General features: G+C 51.9%; 15 protein-coding genes. 2 read left to right on the top strand and 13 right to left on the bottom strand.

The genetic code is table 11. From position 1 onward, the window contains the following. Positions 1 to 2 precede the first annotated feature (2 nt). The 7 genes from HPT30_RS07725 to HPT30_RS07755 form a co-directional block, all read right to left on the bottom strand. Positions 3 to 1,697, bottom strand: coding sequence for an extracellular solute-binding protein (locus HPT30_RS07725; protein WP_175370835.1), 1,695 nt, complete (start codon positions 1,695 to 1,697; stop codon positions 3 to 5). 92 nt (positions 1,698 to 1,789) lie between these two features. Beyond that, entirely contained in the window at positions 1,790 to 2,680 is an 891-nt protein-coding gene (locus HPT30_RS07730) for a carbohydrate ABC transporter permease (RefSeq protein ID WP_175370836.1), read from the bottom strand. Positions 2,681 to 2,698: 18 nt separating this feature from the next. Beyond that, positions 2,699 to 3,658, bottom strand: a complete 960-nt coding sequence (locus tag HPT30_RS07735; protein WP_246316986.1) for an ABC transporter permease — start codon at positions 3,656 to 3,658, stop codon at positions 2,699 to 2,701. A gap of 301 nt (positions 3,659 to 3,959) precedes the next feature. Beyond that, the gene (locus tag HPT30_RS07740) at positions 3,960 to 7,187 is read right to left on the bottom strand and encodes a cellobiose phosphorylase (protein ID WP_175370838.1); all 3,228 of its coding nucleotides are present in this window, start codon (positions 7,185 to 7,187) and stop codon (positions 3,960 to 3,962) included. A 23-nt stretch (positions 7,188 to 7,210) separates the two neighbouring features. Beyond that, complete coding sequence (locus tag HPT30_RS07745) at positions 7,211 to 8,551, bottom strand: glycoside hydrolase family 30 protein (protein WP_175370839.1); 1,341 nt, start codon at positions 8,549 to 8,551, stop codon at positions 7,211 to 7,213. 170 nt (positions 8,552 to 8,721) lie between these two features. Further along, positions 8,722 to 9,741 carry a LacI family DNA-binding transcriptional regulator gene (locus HPT30_RS07750; RefSeq protein WP_175370840.1) on the bottom strand — a complete coding sequence of 340 codons (1,020 nt, stop codon included), beginning with the start codon at positions 9,739 to 9,741 and terminating at the stop codon, positions 8,722 to 8,724. A 52-nt stretch (positions 9,742 to 9,793) separates the two neighbouring features. Next, positions 9,794 to 10,306: a hypothetical protein gene (locus HPT30_RS07755; protein ID WP_246316983.1), complete on the bottom strand. Its 513-nt coding sequence runs from the start codon at positions 10,304 to 10,306 to the stop codon at positions 9,794 to 9,796. Between the two features lie 247 nt (positions 10,307 to 10,553). Between HPT30_RS07755 and HPT30_RS07760 the strand changes: the two genes are divergently transcribed. Continuing rightward, a complete protein-coding gene (locus tag HPT30_RS07760; protein ID WP_175370841.1) occupies positions 10,554 to 11,366 on the top strand; it encodes an HNH endonuclease in 813 nt (270 codons plus the stop codon). A gap of 152 nt (positions 11,367 to 11,518) precedes the next feature. Here HPT30_RS07760 and HPT30_RS07765 read toward each other — a convergent pair whose 3' ends face one another. Then, complete coding sequence (locus HPT30_RS07765) at positions 11,519 to 11,713, bottom strand: YwbE family protein (RefSeq protein ID WP_175370842.1); 195 nt, start codon at positions 11,711 to 11,713, stop codon at positions 11,519 to 11,521. A gap of 92 nt (positions 11,714 to 11,805) precedes the next feature. On the opposite strand from HPT30_RS07765, the gene HPT30_RS07770 reads away from it, so the two are divergent. Then, positions 11,806 to 12,108 (top strand): hypothetical protein, encoded by a 303-nt coding sequence (locus HPT30_RS07770; RefSeq protein ID WP_175370843.1) that lies wholly within the window; start codon positions 11,806 to 11,808, stop codon positions 12,106 to 12,108. A 24-nt stretch (positions 12,109 to 12,132) separates the two neighbouring features. Here HPT30_RS07770 and sdaAA read toward each other — a convergent pair whose 3' ends face one another. The 5 genes from sdaAA to HPT30_RS07795 all read right to left on the bottom strand — a co-directional run bounded on the left by sdaAA (position 12,133) and on the right by HPT30_RS07795 (position 15,361). Then, the gene (sdaAA, locus tag HPT30_RS07775) at positions 12,133 to 13,011 is read right to left on the bottom strand and encodes an L-serine ammonia-lyase, iron-sulfur-dependent, subunit alpha (RefSeq protein WP_175370844.1); all 879 of its coding nucleotides are present in this window, start codon (positions 13,009 to 13,011) and stop codon (positions 12,133 to 12,135) included. After that, entirely contained in the window at positions 13,008 to 13,718 is a 711-nt protein-coding gene (sdaAB, locus tag HPT30_RS07780; protein WP_175370845.1) for an L-serine ammonia-lyase, iron-sulfur-dependent subunit beta, read from the bottom strand. The genes sdaAA and sdaAB overlap by 4 nt, the downstream gene beginning before the upstream one ends. Before the next feature lie 146 nt (positions 13,719 to 13,864). After that, positions 13,865 to 14,281 carry a GNAT family N-acetyltransferase gene (locus HPT30_RS07785; protein WP_175370846.1) on the bottom strand — a complete coding sequence of 139 codons (417 nt, stop codon included), beginning with the start codon at positions 14,279 to 14,281 and terminating at the stop codon, positions 13,865 to 13,867. Continuing rightward, on the bottom strand, positions 14,278 to 14,745 hold the full coding sequence (locus HPT30_RS07790; RefSeq protein ID WP_175370847.1) for a GNAT family N-acetyltransferase: 468 nt from the start codon (positions 14,743 to 14,745) through the stop codon (positions 14,278 to 14,280). Before HPT30_RS07790 ends, HPT30_RS07785 begins: the two co-directional genes overlap by 4 nt. 28 nt (positions 14,746 to 14,773) lie before the next feature. Further along, entirely contained in the window at positions 14,774 to 15,361 is a 588-nt protein-coding gene (locus HPT30_RS07795; RefSeq protein WP_175370848.1) for a DUF4269 domain-containing protein, read from the bottom strand. Between the last annotated feature and the right edge of the window lie 148 nt (positions 15,362 to 15,509).

Consider the following 15,509-nt stretch of genomic DNA (forward strand, 5'->3'; position numbering starts at 1 on the left):
TGTTATTGCGACAGTTTTTGTTTGTTCTCCTCGTATTTCTTCTGCTGATATGCCTGGAACTTTTCCAGACCTTCCTTCTGTTGCTTCTCCAGATAATCGTTCCAGATCTTATCGAACTCTGCATCAGATGGCGCCATTAGCAGCTTCGGCAGCGTTTTAGCCCGCAGCGATTTAATCTTGGAGCCGATAATTCCTTCCGGTGAATTGCCTGTCGGGTCAATGCCCTCAAAGGCAGAGGCACTCTTCGTCTTGCCGCGGGTCCAATCCTCCAACTGTTTGAACGGCTCAACCGTAGGGTTGGTCCATTGCTGGGTAATATTCGTATTCATCAGCATCCAGAAAGTAAAGGAAGAGCCATACTGCTTGTCGAAGGACGAGCGGTCCTTATTAAGCAATTCCAGAACCTCCGGCTTGAATTGATCTTTCCCATCAATCGTATCATAGCTGACCCCTTTTTCACCAAGGAAAAGATCCTTGTTACCTTCCTCGCTGTTCAAATAGCTCAGGAAACGGATCGCCCGTGCTTTGTCCTTAACATTCTTGGAGATGAGAGTAATGGTCCAGCCAGAGATCCCCGGGCCATCCAAGGTCGGAGCATCATGTTTGCTGTTGGCCGGTCCATCGATAGCTATATAAATCTGCTCAGGATTCTTCTGGTAGAGCGTTCCTTCCTGATTAGCAAAATCCGTCCGCTGATATAGCATGGCGAAATATCTGCCTTGTGCGATCTTTTCTTCCATTTGAACACGTTTGTCAATAAAGATGTCCTTAGCTAACAGTCCATCCTGGTTGGCTTGACGGAGTGTTTTCAGCCAGGTAACATACTCGGGATCTGTCTCGCGGTTGTAGAGCTTGCCGTCCTTCTCCCTTGGAATGGCCAGGAAGTTCTGAAGATAGGCTTCCAGCGAGTAGTTCCCGGTATCCCCGAATTCATGCAGACCGAGCGGGATAAGCGGCTGACCATTCACTTGCGGGTATTTCTCCTTCGCCAGCTGCAAGGCTTTCAAGAAGCCTTCCGGTGTACTCATATCCGGCTTGCCGATGGCTTCGTACATATCTTTGCGGACTACGAAGACCTGATTGGCAACATAGGTATCGCCATATTTCTCATAATCAGCCGGGGACGATGAAGCGTTCGGATATCCGTAGACGTTGCCATCCTCTTGGGTATACCAGTTCAGCTTCGCCGGGTCAGAAGCCTTGAAGAAATAAGGATCGTATTCCTCGGCCAGCTTGTTCAGCGGAAGCACCAATTCTCCTTCAATCATCTTCTTCACATTATCATTCGCAAAGTCAATGGTGATGAAATCGGGAAGCTTACCGGAAGCCACCAGTGTATTGAGCTTCTCATTCTCATTACCGGCAGGGACGATGAAGTTAATGTCGACACCCGTCTTTTTCGTGATATATTTCGAAGTAGCATCTACGCCCCACTTGTTCGGGAACCAGGAGAAGTTCAGGTACCAGTCAAACGTGATCGGGGAGGTATCGGCCTTCCAGCCCGGTTCATCTTCAGACAGCTTCGTCTCTGTGGCCGCCTCTGTCTGGACCGGAGCATTTGTACTCTTGCTTCCTTCGGCATTGCCGCCGTTATTGCTGCCGTTGTTACCGCCGCTGGAACAGCCTGCTGCAGATAATGTCATAATCATTGCCAATAGCAAGGTCACCATTTTCATCGGCTTACGCTTTATCGCCATGTGTGTTTACCCCTTTTCTATGAATGTATTCAATATAAATGCAACCCAGGCTCTAAGTACAAGCAGCCGGAGGAGTTACCAGGAGAAGTGTACTATCCTTTAATGGAACCTAGCATCATGCCCTTAACGAAATACCGCTGCAGGAACGGATAGACAAAGACAATCGGCAGTGTGGTCACAATCATCGTCGCCAGCTTGATGGACTGTGAGGTGACACTTTTCACCAGATTGCTGCCCTGTACGGCCGTGATCATCTGATTCGAACTGGACTGTGCTACCACACGATATAGGAACGTCTGCACCGGCTGCAGATCCGGATTATTGACATAGATGATCCCGGCAAAATAATCATTCCATTGGTACACGCCATGGAAAAGCGCGATCGTCGCGATCACGGGCATGGATACCGGAATCACTACCCGCAGGAAGATCGACCAGTCATTGGCACCATCCATACGCGCCGCTTCTTCAAGCCCCTCAGGAATATCACGGAAGAACGTCATGAAGATAATGAGATCGAAGAAACTGAACAACACCGGAATAATATAAACCAGGAAATTATCAAGCAGGTGAAGGTCTTTGATCAGCAGAAAGGTCGGAATCAGTCCACCGCCGAAGAAGAGGGTCACCGTTCCCATCAAGATATAGATTTTGCCGCCTATCAGGTTCCTGCGGGAGAACGCATAAGCCACCATCGCCGTGAAAAAAACGTGTGTGACCGTACCCACCAAAGTTTTGGCGACGGTAATCCACATAGCGAGCATAATGCCTGGACTGGCGAAGACAGCTTTGAAATTCTCCAGGCTGAACATTCGCGGCCACCAGTAAATTCCGCCCTGCATCGCATCTGAACCATTATTGAACGCATTCACAATTACATACCAGATCGGATACAACGTGACAAAGCAAAGACATAACATAATGATGTTATTGGCCAAATCGAACAGCGCCTCGCCTGTTGTTTTACGCTTTAATGACCACATGTGTAGTTCCCCCTTGTCCTAGAACAGCGACGTGTCGTTGATTTTTTTGGATACGCTGTTGGCAATCAGCAGTAAGATTAGCGCAATGACCGATTTCAGCAAGCCTACTGCAGTCGAATAGGAGAAGCGCCCGGACAGAATACCCGTGTAATACACATAGTAGTCAATCACGTTGCTGGCACTGTCATTGAGGGCGTTGCGCAGGACCAGGATCTGGTCAAAATTAGAGTTGAGTACACCGCTGACCGCCAGAATGAACAGAATACTGATCGTGGCCTTGATAGCCGGTAAGGTGACATACCACATTTTTTGAAAACGTCCCGCCCCATCAATCGTAGCTGCCTCGTACATTTCAGGAGAGACCCCGGAGATTGCTGCGAGATAGATGATGGCAGACCAGCCAAGCTCTTTCCAGATATCAGACGTGATCACGATTCCCCTGAAGTAGTTGGGCTCAGCCAGATAAGAGATAGGCTGGTCGATTAGACCTAGCGCCAGCAAAATGTTATTTATAATCCCTACGTCTGAAAGCCATGTAGCTAAAATTCCGCCCAGCACAACCCAAGAGAGAAAGTGCGGCAGGTAGGAGATCGTCTGAATGCTCTTTTTGAAACGGACCGAACGGATCTCGTTCAGGAATAAAGCGAATATAATGGGAAGCGGAAAACCGATGACCAGTTTGAACAAACTAATGCCTAGTGTATTCTTGATGACATTGACCAGGTTCTCATCCTCCATAAACTCCCGAAAATGGGTCAGCCCCACCCACGGAGCCTCAGCAATGGATTTGACAATGTTATAATCCTTGAATGCAATAATGATGCCGTACATCGGGATGTAGTTGAAAATAATCATCCAAATGACGCCCAGCAGCGCCATCGTCTGCAAGTGTTTCTGGGCGGTCATCCGCCTCCAGAGAGAGGGGCGGTTACCGGTGCCGGTACCGGTTTTGTGATTTGCAGGGATGAGCGGTGTCATGCCCCCGGCAGGTTCGGCGCTTCGTTTGTTCTCCATCTTACGGACCTCCATGCTCTATCTGTCTCGTTTGTAAAAGCGCTTTCAATTAACTCTCTATCATTGTATGCGCTCCCCTGCTCACTACGTAAGGTTTCATTTTTCATTTCAGGGGCTCCATTTTTCGGGTCTGATCCCTCAGCCGTTAATCAAGAATAGCACCGCAGCACAAAAAAGCAGCAGACCTCCGGATAACCCGGGGGTCTGCTGCCTGAATTCCATTGGCAAGCGAGTTGACTGCTCGCTTGACGTTATTCTCTTGCTTCTATTCCAATTCAGCCTTGATCAGGCTGATTTCACCGCGCCGAAGCGCTTCCGCCGTTGCTCCACGTAACAAAGCACCATTGATTCTGCTGACCGTACCATCCGTATGCTGAAGCGTCATACTGCGGATGGTTGCTCCGCCCTCTCCAAAGGTATCAACCTTGCGGTGGTTATAATATGTCACCTTGGTTTGACCCAGGAAGGTGAAAGACAGTTCTCCCTGTTCGTCAAACAGCCAGCCCGGAAGCACAGGGCTGAGGGATAGCGCCAGCTCTCCATCCACGACGGAGAAGGCCTTGCTGCCAGCCATCATTTTGCGCCACATGCTGAGGAATTCAGCCGTCGATCCGCTTAGCCGGGCTACGAAGCCACGGCCATGCGTGCCGGGGTCCGGATTGCCTCCTGTAGCGATAAACGACGAGTTCTCCAGCGTACTCCGACCATACACAGCCGGATCAAGGAAAGGAACGAGCGAGGTTTTCAATTCCGAATAGAATTCCTCGTATAGTCCGGCCTTCAGCAGCTCGAGTAAGTATTTGTAAGACATATGCAGGAAGTTGGACTCCCGCTCCAGCCAACCTGGAGTGAAGGCGCGCATCCGCCCGATTTCATGAGATTCCTCTTCTAGACTTACAGACGTTTGGTACATCGAAGTCTGGGGATCATATAGTCCAGTACTCTTAATCAAGGTATAGATTTCTTTGGCCTTGGCCGGATTCTTCAGGGTCTTCAGCCAGCGGGTTGGCCCTTCCAGGAAATAAGGCAACGGCTTGGCCTCAAACTCCTGCACTACTGCTTTTTGCAGACCATAGCCACTAAGCACCGGTCCACCTTCTACATCCACCACAGGCTCAAACCGGGTAGCCTCGAAGCGGAAATAGGTCGGTGTCAGTCCATTCCCCAGCTTCACCGCTCGCTCAATCCCCTCGTCAAGCTTGGCCAGGAACCGGGAGAAGGCGCCGCGGATATAAGTAAGGGCAACCTCGGACTCGCTTCCCGTAATGCCGAACCGGATACTCTCACGATAAGCTTCACGGGCCGAAGCTACCGTATCCCAGTAAGCAAACTGGGTCAGCTCTCCCTCCAACACAGAAGTAACAGCATTATTCACTTGCTCCAGAAGAAGTGCTATTTCTTCCGGCAGACGGGCTGTGCCTTCCGCATTCTCCGGGCTATCCAGAACATCCAGCAGGAAGGTCACTGTCCGCTTAAGTTCAAAGGTCTCGCTCATCCCGGAGCCGAACAATCCCGGCAAGCCATTCATCGCATCATTCCAGCCCGGCTTGTTGCCTTCCATCTCCACACCCATCCCGTAAGGGTCAAGGGTAGCGAATTTGTTCAGGGCCAGCGACACGATTTTTACAAATAGGTTCGTATTATACACCGCTCCACGTCCGCGTTCCGTACGCAGCCACTCCGTGCTTCCGGCTTTACGCTTCAGCTTGTGCAGCTTCTCCTCATCCTCAAGTAGCGCGCCGTACTGACGTACTTTCCCGTCGCTAATAACGTATTTCTCGCTGCGCGGGAGAACGTAGGCCGGACTGTCATAGAATGCATAGGTAGCGTCCCCGAAGAGCAGCTCTTGTCTCCGGTCAGGGAAAATATCCAGGTAGCCTTCGACCAGATCAAGGTTATACGTCCAGTGATCAGACCAGAAGCCTTCTCCGAAGGAAGCCTCAATGTTCTGTTTGGACAAGGATAGCACACCAGACAGGAATTCCTGCTCCTCTACTTGCAGCTCGACATGATGATCGGCGATGAAATTGATCAGACCGCCTGCCGTGAAAACGCCGCTGAGCAGCTTGCGAAGCCCTTCGTGCTGATTTGCTGCGCCCTTCTCAATCCAGGCTTCCAGCGCAGAGCGGTTCTCCGGCAGAATTTCAAAGGTCGTCCCCTGAACACTCAGTGGATTGTACCCGTCAGCCTGCATCAGGCTGTAGAACATTTTGATATTGAAGCTGCCTACCTTCGGATTGAAGAACACATCATTACGCCGGTTCTGGTTCATATCCCGGAAGTTCCCGTTGCCCTGCGAATAGTATTCTGGCGCTAGCGAGAAGAAGTTGTAGTCCCGCTCCATGTCGCCATGCTTACGGGAATATAAATGTACTACGAAGCCGTCTCCACCGTTGTCGAAGATGAACGGATAGCCCCCACGCAGGAAGTTGTCGAGATAGGACTGGCGGCAGTACGCATCAAAGATCGGGGAAGAGGTCTTCGTTGCAATATCTTCCGTCAAATCCTCAGTCAGTCTGGCCGCTTCCTCGGCTTTGTCGGTAATATAGGCATCACGGCTAATGTCCGTGGCTTTATGATTGATTTTATCAATATCGTTGACATGGCCGATCAGGGTGTTCACCGTCAGGCTGGATCCTGGAGCCAAAATCCGCGCTACGCCACTGAAACCGCAAGGAACTTTATTGACCGGATATTGCGGCAATTCCGCAAGACCAGACAACGATAGCTCCGCGAACCGGTCGGGATAAGACAGTGAAGTATTGCCGCCAAATACAACCTCAAAATCCACGAACGGAGAGATCTTCTCTCCCTCCCCGGTAAAGGACAGGTAGAAATGACCCTTCGTAATCTCACTGACCTCTGCATCGTCGTTGGTGCTGGAACGCAGCTTATAGAACGGGATACCATTCTCCAAGTTGTAGACATCCATCCAGCTCCGTAGAAGGTTGCCGATGTCTTTGTAGCCACTGTTCTCCACACCGAACGGCAGAATTTCCGGAAGGCCGTCCAGCAGTTCAAAATCGATCTCCTGGCCCCCAATATTCTCTATCGTAACCCGGCGTACGAGTGCGGCGTAGTCTTCGTTCGGAAGATTAAAGTAGTGAACTGTCGTCTTCAGTCCATGCCCGGCGTGACTTTCTTCAATGGTCAGGCCGTTCGGAAGAATAGTCATGACCCGCTTGGCATCGGCATCAGGGCGCGCCGACTGGAACGGCTCGTAAATTTCTCGCTCGCCCTTAATCTTGATAAAGGTCCGGAAGCCGGAGTTAGCCACATTCTTGTAGGAGATGTTCGCAGGAGAGAACTCCATGATCGGAGAGTTCTTGTCGCGAATCCCGAAGCTGCACACCCCTTGGCCCCGGTTCACATAGAAGGACCACATCGGAATTCCTTTCAGGCCGGCAAGGCCGGGCAGGAAACTGGCGAACGGCTTGCCTTCATGGAACTGCTCTATTACAAATTTGCCGGAATCAAAATAATAATGGCTCATGCTGTTACTCCTCTCTGAATGAACTATTGTGTAATGAGATGCGTGATAATGGAATGCGCCGGAAGCTCGAAGCGGGCAACCTCATCACCCAGTCCCAAAGTAACCTCGCGGGAGTCTTCTCCTTCGTTCATCAGCACGACGGCAAGGCTGCCATCCGGATTGCGGAAAGCTGTGGACAGGACGCCTTCAGCGGAATTTTGCAAGCCAATTCTCACTGCACCTGGAGCGATATATTTACTGAAATGCCCGATATAGTAATACGAGCTGTTATAATGAATTTCGTTCGTAGTCGTGTCCGCAATCACCGGAGCATCGCACAAGTTGTTAACATGGTTCGGGCCTCCAGTCTCATCCAGCACCAGGTTCCAGTCCAGATAACCTTCGGTCCAATGATTGAGGTCACCGATCATATTCCGTCCGTAGCGTTCGCCGGTGAACCACTCTCCCAGTCTCACGCCACCTTCCTGGCAGCCCTCTGTGAACAGCAGGTGCTTGTCAGGGAACAGATCATGTACCTGGCCCACTTTCTCGAACTCCTCGCCGCCGTACCAGTGGATACCTGTACCCCATACATACTTTGCAGCTTCAGGATCAGATAGAACTGCTGACGCACGTTCAACCATAATGTCCCGGTTATGATCCCAGATTACAATGTTCACGTCGCCGTAGCCCTCTTTGTGCATCACCGGTCCCAGGTGATTCTTCACGAAGTCGCGTTCTTCTTCCGCACTGTACACACAAGAATCCCATGTCTGAACAGCAGCCGGCTCATTCTGTACGGAAACCGCCCAAATCGGCACGCCTTCCTTGCCGTAAGCTTCAATGAACTTCGTGTAGTAACGCGCCCATACATCGGCATATTCCGGCTTCAGTTGTCCGCCGTTATTCATTTCTCCATTCGTCTTCATCCATGCTGGAGGACTCCATGGGGAAGCAAGCATGGTGAACTCGCCGCCCTTAACAGCCATAGCGTCCTTGATCAGCGGCAGTACCCATTGATGGTCATGGGAAATATCGAAAGTGGCAAGCTCTGTATCGTTATCCTCCACGTACGTGTAGTTACCCAGCGCAAAATCGCAGCTATGGATATGTACGCGGCCCATGGAGTAGTTAAGTCCTTCTTCAGGGTGAAAATAACGGTGAATCACCTCGGCCCGCTTCTCAGGGCTAAGCCGGGACAATGTATACGCAGCCGCTTCAGTGAATGCTCCACCGAAGCCGATCATCTTCTGGTAAGACTCTTCAGGCTTTAGCTCCACTTGGGCTGCAACGCTGCCCTCTCTAGACTTAAACTCAATTCCGTCTACCTTGCTGAGGCGTTCTCCTGTGTCTTTGGCGGTTACTACGGTTTGAACTGTTGTCATTGTCATATCTCCTTATTAGTTGGAATAATTGCCTTCGAAACAATCGAAACCGGTTTCGATTGTTTCGAAAAAAAATGATGTCTGTTCTTTGACGCAAAAAATCATCGCAGAGAGCCAACTGAAGCGCCATCCGTGCTTATTGCCTAAGAGCGGATGGGCCCCGATTATAGTTACTCCTCGTTCGCCGGGGATGCGCAGGAATCCCTTACAATAACCTCCACTGGCAACGCTAGAGCTTCCTTGCCGTCCGGGATCTTGTCGATCGCGGCGAGCAGGATTTCCGCTGCCCGGCTTCCCAATAGCTCCGTGTCCTGCTTTACCGTTGTCAGGGCCGGGGTGACATAGCGAGCCAGTTCGATATCGTCATATCCCATGACCGAGATATCTCCTGGTACAGCCAGACCAGAGTCTTGTGCTGCCTTGACGGCCCCAAAGGCCAACAAGTCACCCGAAGCAAACACGGCCGTTGGCGGCTCCGGCAGTCGCAGCAATTCCAGCATGGCATTGTAACCGCTCTCCATAGAATAATAGGCACCTGTGACGATATAGGAATCCCGCAGGTCCAGCTTCTGTTCCAGCATCGCGGCTTCATACCCCTGCTGCCGGCGAATTCCTGGAGTAGTGTTCACACCGCCGGAAATATGGGCAATTCTGCGGTGGCCCAAGCCGGCGAGGTACTCCACTGCCTGCACTGCGCCGCTCCAGTTATCCGAGCATACGGTATGGGATTCCGGCGTCTCATAGTCCAGAACCACTGTAGGAATATCACTGTCCAGCAGCTCCTGAAAATAAGGGTCTTCATAATCCGACAGGAAGACCACAACCCCGTCCACCCCGCGAATCCGGCAGTTCTCCAGATATCCGCTCTGCTTGCCGCCCACATCCTTCGATATGAACATCAGCGCATACCCTTTGGCTACGGCCACCTGCTTGAAGCTTTCGATCACCGCGCTGAAAAAGGGATGGCGGATACCTGCTCCGGTGCTCTCCACGAACAACACGCCGATGGTCCACGATTTCTTCGTGGTCAGCGTACGGGCATGGGCGTTAGGAACATATCCCATCTCCCGTGCTGTACGGAGGATATCCTGGCGCGTCTTCTCGCGCACATCGGAATAATTATTGAACACCTTGGACACGGTCGTCGGAGAGTAACCGGTTCTTTTGGCAATATCATAAATGGTCGTCAATCCGGTTCACTCCCGCCTCTCATCATGAGAACGCTCTCCGTTCACTGACATTCTAACGTCTTTCCGTACGGTAGTCCAGCATAAAATATCTCTGTACAGGAGGCCAGAGGGTAACCACCTGAATCAGAAGTCCCAGGCTCATATACAAAATATGAATCCAGTGCACCGCATTCAGTATATAGGTCTGCACCATGATCCAGATAATCAATCCAAAGCCGACATAGAGTGAAAATGCCCACGAGCTATGAAGTGTTCTAAACGGATTCAGCGCCTCGGCCCATCTCCACTGCGGCCTTCTAATCATGCTGTACAATACCAGCAAAGGGAACAGACCAAATACCGTAAACAGCAACAATCCCGGCACCAGAAAATCAGAAAAAGGCGATCTTTCCAGCAAGGTTAGCGGCATTCCCAGCAAGCCACCTCCAGGATCAGCCACCAGTGCCCCTCCGCCTGCAATCGCTCCAACTCCTAGAAAAGCCTGAAGAATATACAGCATTACTACCGAAGACGGTCTCTTGCCTCCACTTGTCTGGCGGTGCAAAACCTCTAATCCGGACTGCATCCTATCCCTCTTTTCCATGATTAGTTGTGCTTATGTCATATCCTACTTGCTCCCTGAGATTCGTTACCTTGCTATCATTTTACAGTGTTACCCCTTGATATACCGAGACAGAAATCACAACTAAGGGGCTTTGGGCGACATTTATTGTCTGCGGTGTAAACCTCTGCACTTTGCGTTATACTGAAACTGCTATCTATACTACGAGGGGACAGGACAGGGCTGTAAGGTTCTTCGTCCAAACATACCGATGACCGATACCATTCTGCCTTCATCCAAACAATGTGCATATTGTGAGCAGCTCAAGCCGTTCGCCGATTTCCGCAGGCGGACCGGCAAGCGTTCCAAGGCCCACGCCCGGCGAGGCGCATGTCGGGATTGCCGCAAGCAGCGCGCCGTTGAATCTGGCGTCACGCCGCTGCAGTCCTTGCAGCCGCCGATGCCAGCTCTGTCTCGCCAGCCGGAGTCTAGAGCGGCGGCCGTAGCTTCCCCATCCCCGCCCGAAGTCACGCAGAGTGCTCCTAAGAAAGCGGGAGTTAGCCTGCTGGCCCGCTCGCGGGCGGAACGAGCGAAGGAGCGAAAAGCCGCCGCTTCGCTCCCGGCAGCGAAGCCTGCCGCCAAAGGGCGGGCGCGCGGAGCCGAGCCGCGGCGAACACCGCTGCATCACCGGGGGCCGAAGCCAGAGCCTACGGATACCACGGCCCTGGTGCCCTCATCCCAGGGGATGATCCTGATGCGTGGTCACAGTGACAAGGGGCGGCGCTGGCATCAGGAGATTGACTTGGAGCTGGCGGTTACACTGGTTAAGGAGCATGCTGCAGTAGTCGTCAACCGGCGTACCATCCGCCGCCTTTACAGCAACAAGGCTTTTCGCTCCCTGATTTTGAACAGGGACCGCTACACCTGCTATTTCTGCGGACTCTACGGGGACACCATCGACCACTTGCTACCGCGTGCCAAGGGCGGACATACGACACCGGACAATTGTGTATGCGCCTGCAACCTGTGCAACCAGACCAAGGCAGATAAGGACGTTGAGGAATTTATGCGCAGAACAAGGTAGTCACCTGCCCTTAACAAATAAACGCTCCAATTCCCCGGTAAGCTGCTGTCTAATAGGCAGCGTAAGCCAAGGCATTGGAGCGTTCTTAGAAATGTTAAGGTAGAGCCGAATACAGCACTGTTCCGTCTTGAAGCAACGGGATGGATGAGCATTTAGCCCGTGATATTCTTGACCCGCCCGACTTGGCCGCTGGTCAGCCTGACTTTAATGCCATGCGGATGTCGCGGGGAATTAGTCAGAATATCCTTAACCTGACCATGGGTCAGCTTGCCGGTAGCCTGATCCTGCTTCAGTACAATGTCCACCTCAAGCCCGGGCCGGATATCCGCCCTGTTTTGTCCATTCATGATGACATCCCCCTTTCATGCTTAGTATTATTGTTAATAACCAATTACAGCTGAATCTATATATCTTAAACAAATTAAGGATGTGAACAGTTATGGCCTTCGGAATCACCAGAGAAGAGTTGCAAGCATGGAAGAAGGCTGTCTCTGCAGGAGAGATTGCGTTTCTGACACACTATTGGATTGATCCCCGGTTTCCCGGCATGACCACCGTGACCAAGGTTGGCTGCAGCGACCTGGATCGGCTGACCCGCTGGTGCGAGCAGCATAGTCTGCCCGCCAAATATATTCATAACCGCTCACCGTTCCCCCATTTCGATCTTATGGGCTACCGCCAGAAGGAAATTCTCCGCAGCGAAGGGCAGTTCGATCAGTTGGAACGGTTTAAGCTGCTCTGATCAGGAAGAAATTGCCCTGCTGCACTATTTCTTGCGCCGCAGGTCTTCCATGATTTTACGTCCGGTAGGCGTCTGTGCCAATCCTCCGCCAGCGGTCTCGCGGTGAATCTCCGGCATAGCTGAACCAACCTCCAGCATTACCTTAATCACTTCATCGGAAGGAATCACGCTGCGTACCCCCGCTAATGCCATATCTGCGGCGGCCAGTGCAGTCACTGCACCGAAACCGTTTCTAACGATGCAAGGGATCTCTACGAGCCCGCCGACAGGGTCGCAAATGAGACCCAGCGTGTTCTTAAGCGCCAGGCCAACAGCATGCACAGCCTGTGCCGGGGTTCCCCCGCGCAGCTCGGTCAGTGCGCCGGCTGCCATGCCGATGGCTGAGCCTACCTCGGCCTGGCAACCGCCTTCCGCGCCAGAAACGAAGGAATTGTTGGCGATGACATAACCAATCGCTCCGGCGGCAAACAAGCCGGAGACCATGACATCATCACTCCAGCCAAAACGCTCCTGGCAGCTGAGGAACACCCCTGGAATGATGCCGCAGGAGCCTGCTGTAGGCGTTGCAATAATACGTCCCATTGAAGCATTCACCTCGGACACCGCCAGCGCATAAGCCATAGCCTGACCCGCCGGGCCGCCAAGGAGGGGCTCCGCTGCTGTATTATAAGCGCCCACCCGCTGGGCATCCAGCCCGGTAAGTCCGCTGCGGGAGGTTGTATCTTCATGCATCCCGCGGTGTACAGCCTCTTTCATGACCCCGTAATACTGACTCATCGTGGCGAATTCCTGCTCCTTCGAGCGACCTGATTCCGCGCTTTGTTCTTCCAGCATCAGGGCCCCGATTCCAAGGCCCCGTTCTTCGCATAATACAGCCAATTCACTTAATGTTCGAAAATTCATGATGTACTTTCCTTCCCTTTCTCCTCTTGCCCAGCCTCATTCAAATCTACCAGCTTCACCGACTTCACTGCTGGGAGGTCCCCCAGTGCCTGAAGCAGTTCCGGTGTCGCCGATTCATCCAGCTCAAGCACGGTCAGCGCAGCACCGCTGCGGTTCTTACGGTCAAGAGACATATGCCCGATATTGACCTGCCCGCTGCGTATAACATCTGTAACACTCGCAAGTACACCCAAATAATCCATATGCTGAATAAGAACTGTAGGATACATCCCCGTCAGCTTGACCCCGAAGCCGTCAACATCAACAATCTCAATGTTTCCTCCTCCGATGGAAGTCCCAGTCAATGTCAACTCTTGCCCACTGTCCTGACCAATGAGACGTAACCTTACCGTATTGGGGTGAGGGAACAAACCTGTTCCCTGGCGGAAGGAGATATCCATACCTGCCTCAGTAGCAAGCGTTATGGAATCTGGCAGCCTGGGGTCGTCGGTGGGAAAGTCCAACAGCCCGCCGATAATTGCCCGGTCCGTACCGTGACCTTCATAAGTTGCGGCAAAAGAGCCGAAAAAAGTAACTTCGGCTTCACGCGGCATTTCGCCCAACACCTGGCGGGCCGCCCGGCCAATCCGGGCCGCTCCCGCTGTATGCGAACTGGAAGGCCCGACCATAGCCGGGCCGATAATTGAGAATACATCTTTAAAACGCATGATGATAAAGCCTCCGTTTATACAGCTAAGCAAATATTCTACGCCTGCATACCTTTATTATACTGCACAGATTCCAAACCTACACGGTGGAGCCAGCGATTATTTTTGCAAACGACAAGCCTTAGTTCCCTACTGAGAGTCCTAGCTTATGTATCCCGAGAGTACAGCGCGATATCGTCACGGTATTGCCAGCCGAGCTCTTCCCAGAACTGCCGGCCCTTCTGGTTCTCTTTGAACACCATGAGATGGCATTTAGCAATGCCGTTCTCTCGCAGCTCGTCCAGGCAACGTGCTACCAATTCACGCCCTGCGCCCTTGCCGCGGGATGCGTGGCTAACGGCAACATGATACAGAAATCCCCGGCGTCCATCATGCCCACAGAGTGCCGTACCGGCCAGAGAACCGTCCACATGTACACAAACCTGGCTTAACCCCGGATTGCGCTCCAGAAAACGCAAGATTCCTTCCCGTGAATCTGCCTCGTTAAGTCCCATCCCCTCAGTATTCACCCATAATTCATAAGCAGCATCGTAGTCGTCAGCTATCATAGCTCTATAAATCATGATTTCCCGCCTGCCTTTACAAAACGGTAGCCCGTAATTTCATATCCCAATTTCTTGTAAAAAGTATGTGCTTCCTCACGTTCAGTACCGCTTACCAGCCAGGTTCCGATACAGTCGCGCGCTGCAGCCAGCTCCTCTGCATACTCCACTAGCTGCCGCCCCACACCGAGTCTCCGGCTTTCCTTATCTGTCACTAGCACGGAAATTTCGCCATAGCGGGTGTAATCCTCGATATTTTCCCGCACACGAAAACCTAAAGCACCCAGAAGACGTTCATGTCCTGCAGCCAGATCCTCGCTCTTCTCTCCTGTACAAACATACAATTCTTCTATAGGACTGGTAGCTATAAAATCAAGTCTCTTCTCCACTTCCTCCAGCTGCAAAGGCTTGCTGATCAACTGTACCATTAGCCGGTGCAGCTCCGGCGCATCACTTTTGAGCGCTTTTCGGATCACCAAATTCATACGGCAACGACTCCTCTACGATTATTTATCAAGAATGATTTATAAACCTCTTCCTGCACAAAGCCTCCAATTCCATCTCGGGAAGCTTATAAAGTTCAAGCATAGCCTGGTAGGGATCACCCTCCAGTTGCAAAAGCCGGGCAAAGGCCGGTTCCGTCTTCACCCCTTGACGCTTCAGCTCTATAACCTGCCTTCTAAAAGAGGCGCCCAATATATTCAGCACCCGGGCTTCAACGATCATGTGGATGTACCCGTTCTGCTCCCTGCTCGGACGCGGCTGTCCGAACAGTTCCACCAGCCAACCTTCCACGGTAAAATTGATCTTAATACGAGGAATTCCAGCCACGATGCGCGATTCACAGCTATACTTATCCATCTCACCAAAATGTAGACCGACCTGCGCGGCAAAAGCCTCCCGATCATGCACCTCGCAGATGATATCCAGATCACTGCCCTCCACCTGAATGCCAAGCGGGATTGTCCCTGCAAGTACAGGGTGGTACTCGCTTAAAAGGGTCATCACATCAAGTCTCGCCAACAGGGCATGCACCTCCTTTTGGAGTGCTGTGCCCTGCTGCAAATAGGAGATATCCAGCCAACGCTCTTCTTCCACCATATAATCCCCCTTGCAAAATATGGCCCTGTTCTACCTCGAAAGTCTGGCCAAAGTTTTTTCTTTTTAATGAATTCTTGCACCCGTGCGCAAGGCGGTGCACGATTCCATGGGCGAACGCATAGAAATATAAGGACACAGAGAAGTCCGA

Source organism: Paenibacillus agri (assembly GCF_013359945.1).
In the GTDB taxonomy this organism is placed as follows: domain Bacteria; phylum Bacillota; class Bacilli; order Paenibacillales; family Paenibacillaceae; genus Paenibacillus_AQ; species Paenibacillus_AQ agri.

Coding starts and splice junctions, on each gene's coding strand:
- HPT30_RS07730 (WP_175370836.1), bottom strand. CDS start 2,680: ATGTGGTCATTAAAGCGTAAAACAACAGGCGAGGCGCTGTTCGATTTG.
- HPT30_RS07755 (WP_246316983.1), bottom strand. CDS start 10,306: ATGCAGTCCGGATTAGAGGTTTTGCACCGCCAGACAAGTGGAGGCAAG.
- HPT30_RS07760 (WP_175370841.1), top strand. CDS start 10,554: ATGACCGATACCATTCTGCCTTCATCCAAACAATGTGCATATTGTGAG.
- HPT30_RS07785 (WP_175370846.1), bottom strand. CDS start 14,281: ATGATTTATAGAGCTATGATAGCTGACGACTACGATGCTGCTTATGAA.
- HPT30_RS07740 (WP_175370838.1), bottom strand. CDS start 7,187: ATGAGCCATTATTATTTTGATTCCGGCAAATTTGTAATAGAGCAGTTC.
- HPT30_RS07735 (WP_246316986.1), bottom strand. CDS start 3,658: ATGACACCGCTCATCCCTGCAAATCACAAAACCGGTACCGGCACCGGT.
- sdaAB (WP_175370845.1), bottom strand. CDS start 13,718: ATGCGTTTTAAAGATGTATTCTCAATTATCGGCCCGGCTATGGTCGGG.
- HPT30_RS07770 (WP_175370843.1), top strand. CDS start 11,806: ATGGCCTTCGGAATCACCAGAGAAGAGTTGCAAGCATGGAAGAAGGCT.
- HPT30_RS07765 (WP_175370842.1), bottom strand. CDS start 11,713: ATGAATGGACAAAACAGGGCGGATATCCGGCCCGGGCTTGAGGTGGAC.
- HPT30_RS07795 (WP_175370848.1), bottom strand. CDS start 15,361: ATGGTGGAAGAAGAGCGTTGGCTGGATATCTCCTATTTGCAGCAGGGC.
- HPT30_RS07790 (WP_175370847.1), bottom strand. CDS start 14,745: ATGAATTTGGTGATCCGAAAAGCGCTCAAAAGTGATGCGCCGGAGCTG.
- HPT30_RS07725 (WP_175370835.1), bottom strand. CDS start 1,697: ATGGCGATAAAGCGTAAGCCGATGAAAATGGTGACCTTGCTATTGGCA.
- sdaAA (WP_175370844.1), bottom strand. CDS start 13,011: ATGAATTTTCGAACATTAAGTGAATTGGCTGTATTATGCGAAGAACGG.
- HPT30_RS07745 (WP_175370839.1), bottom strand. CDS start 8,551: ATGACAACAGTTCAAACCGTAGTAACCGCCAAAGACACAGGAGAACGC.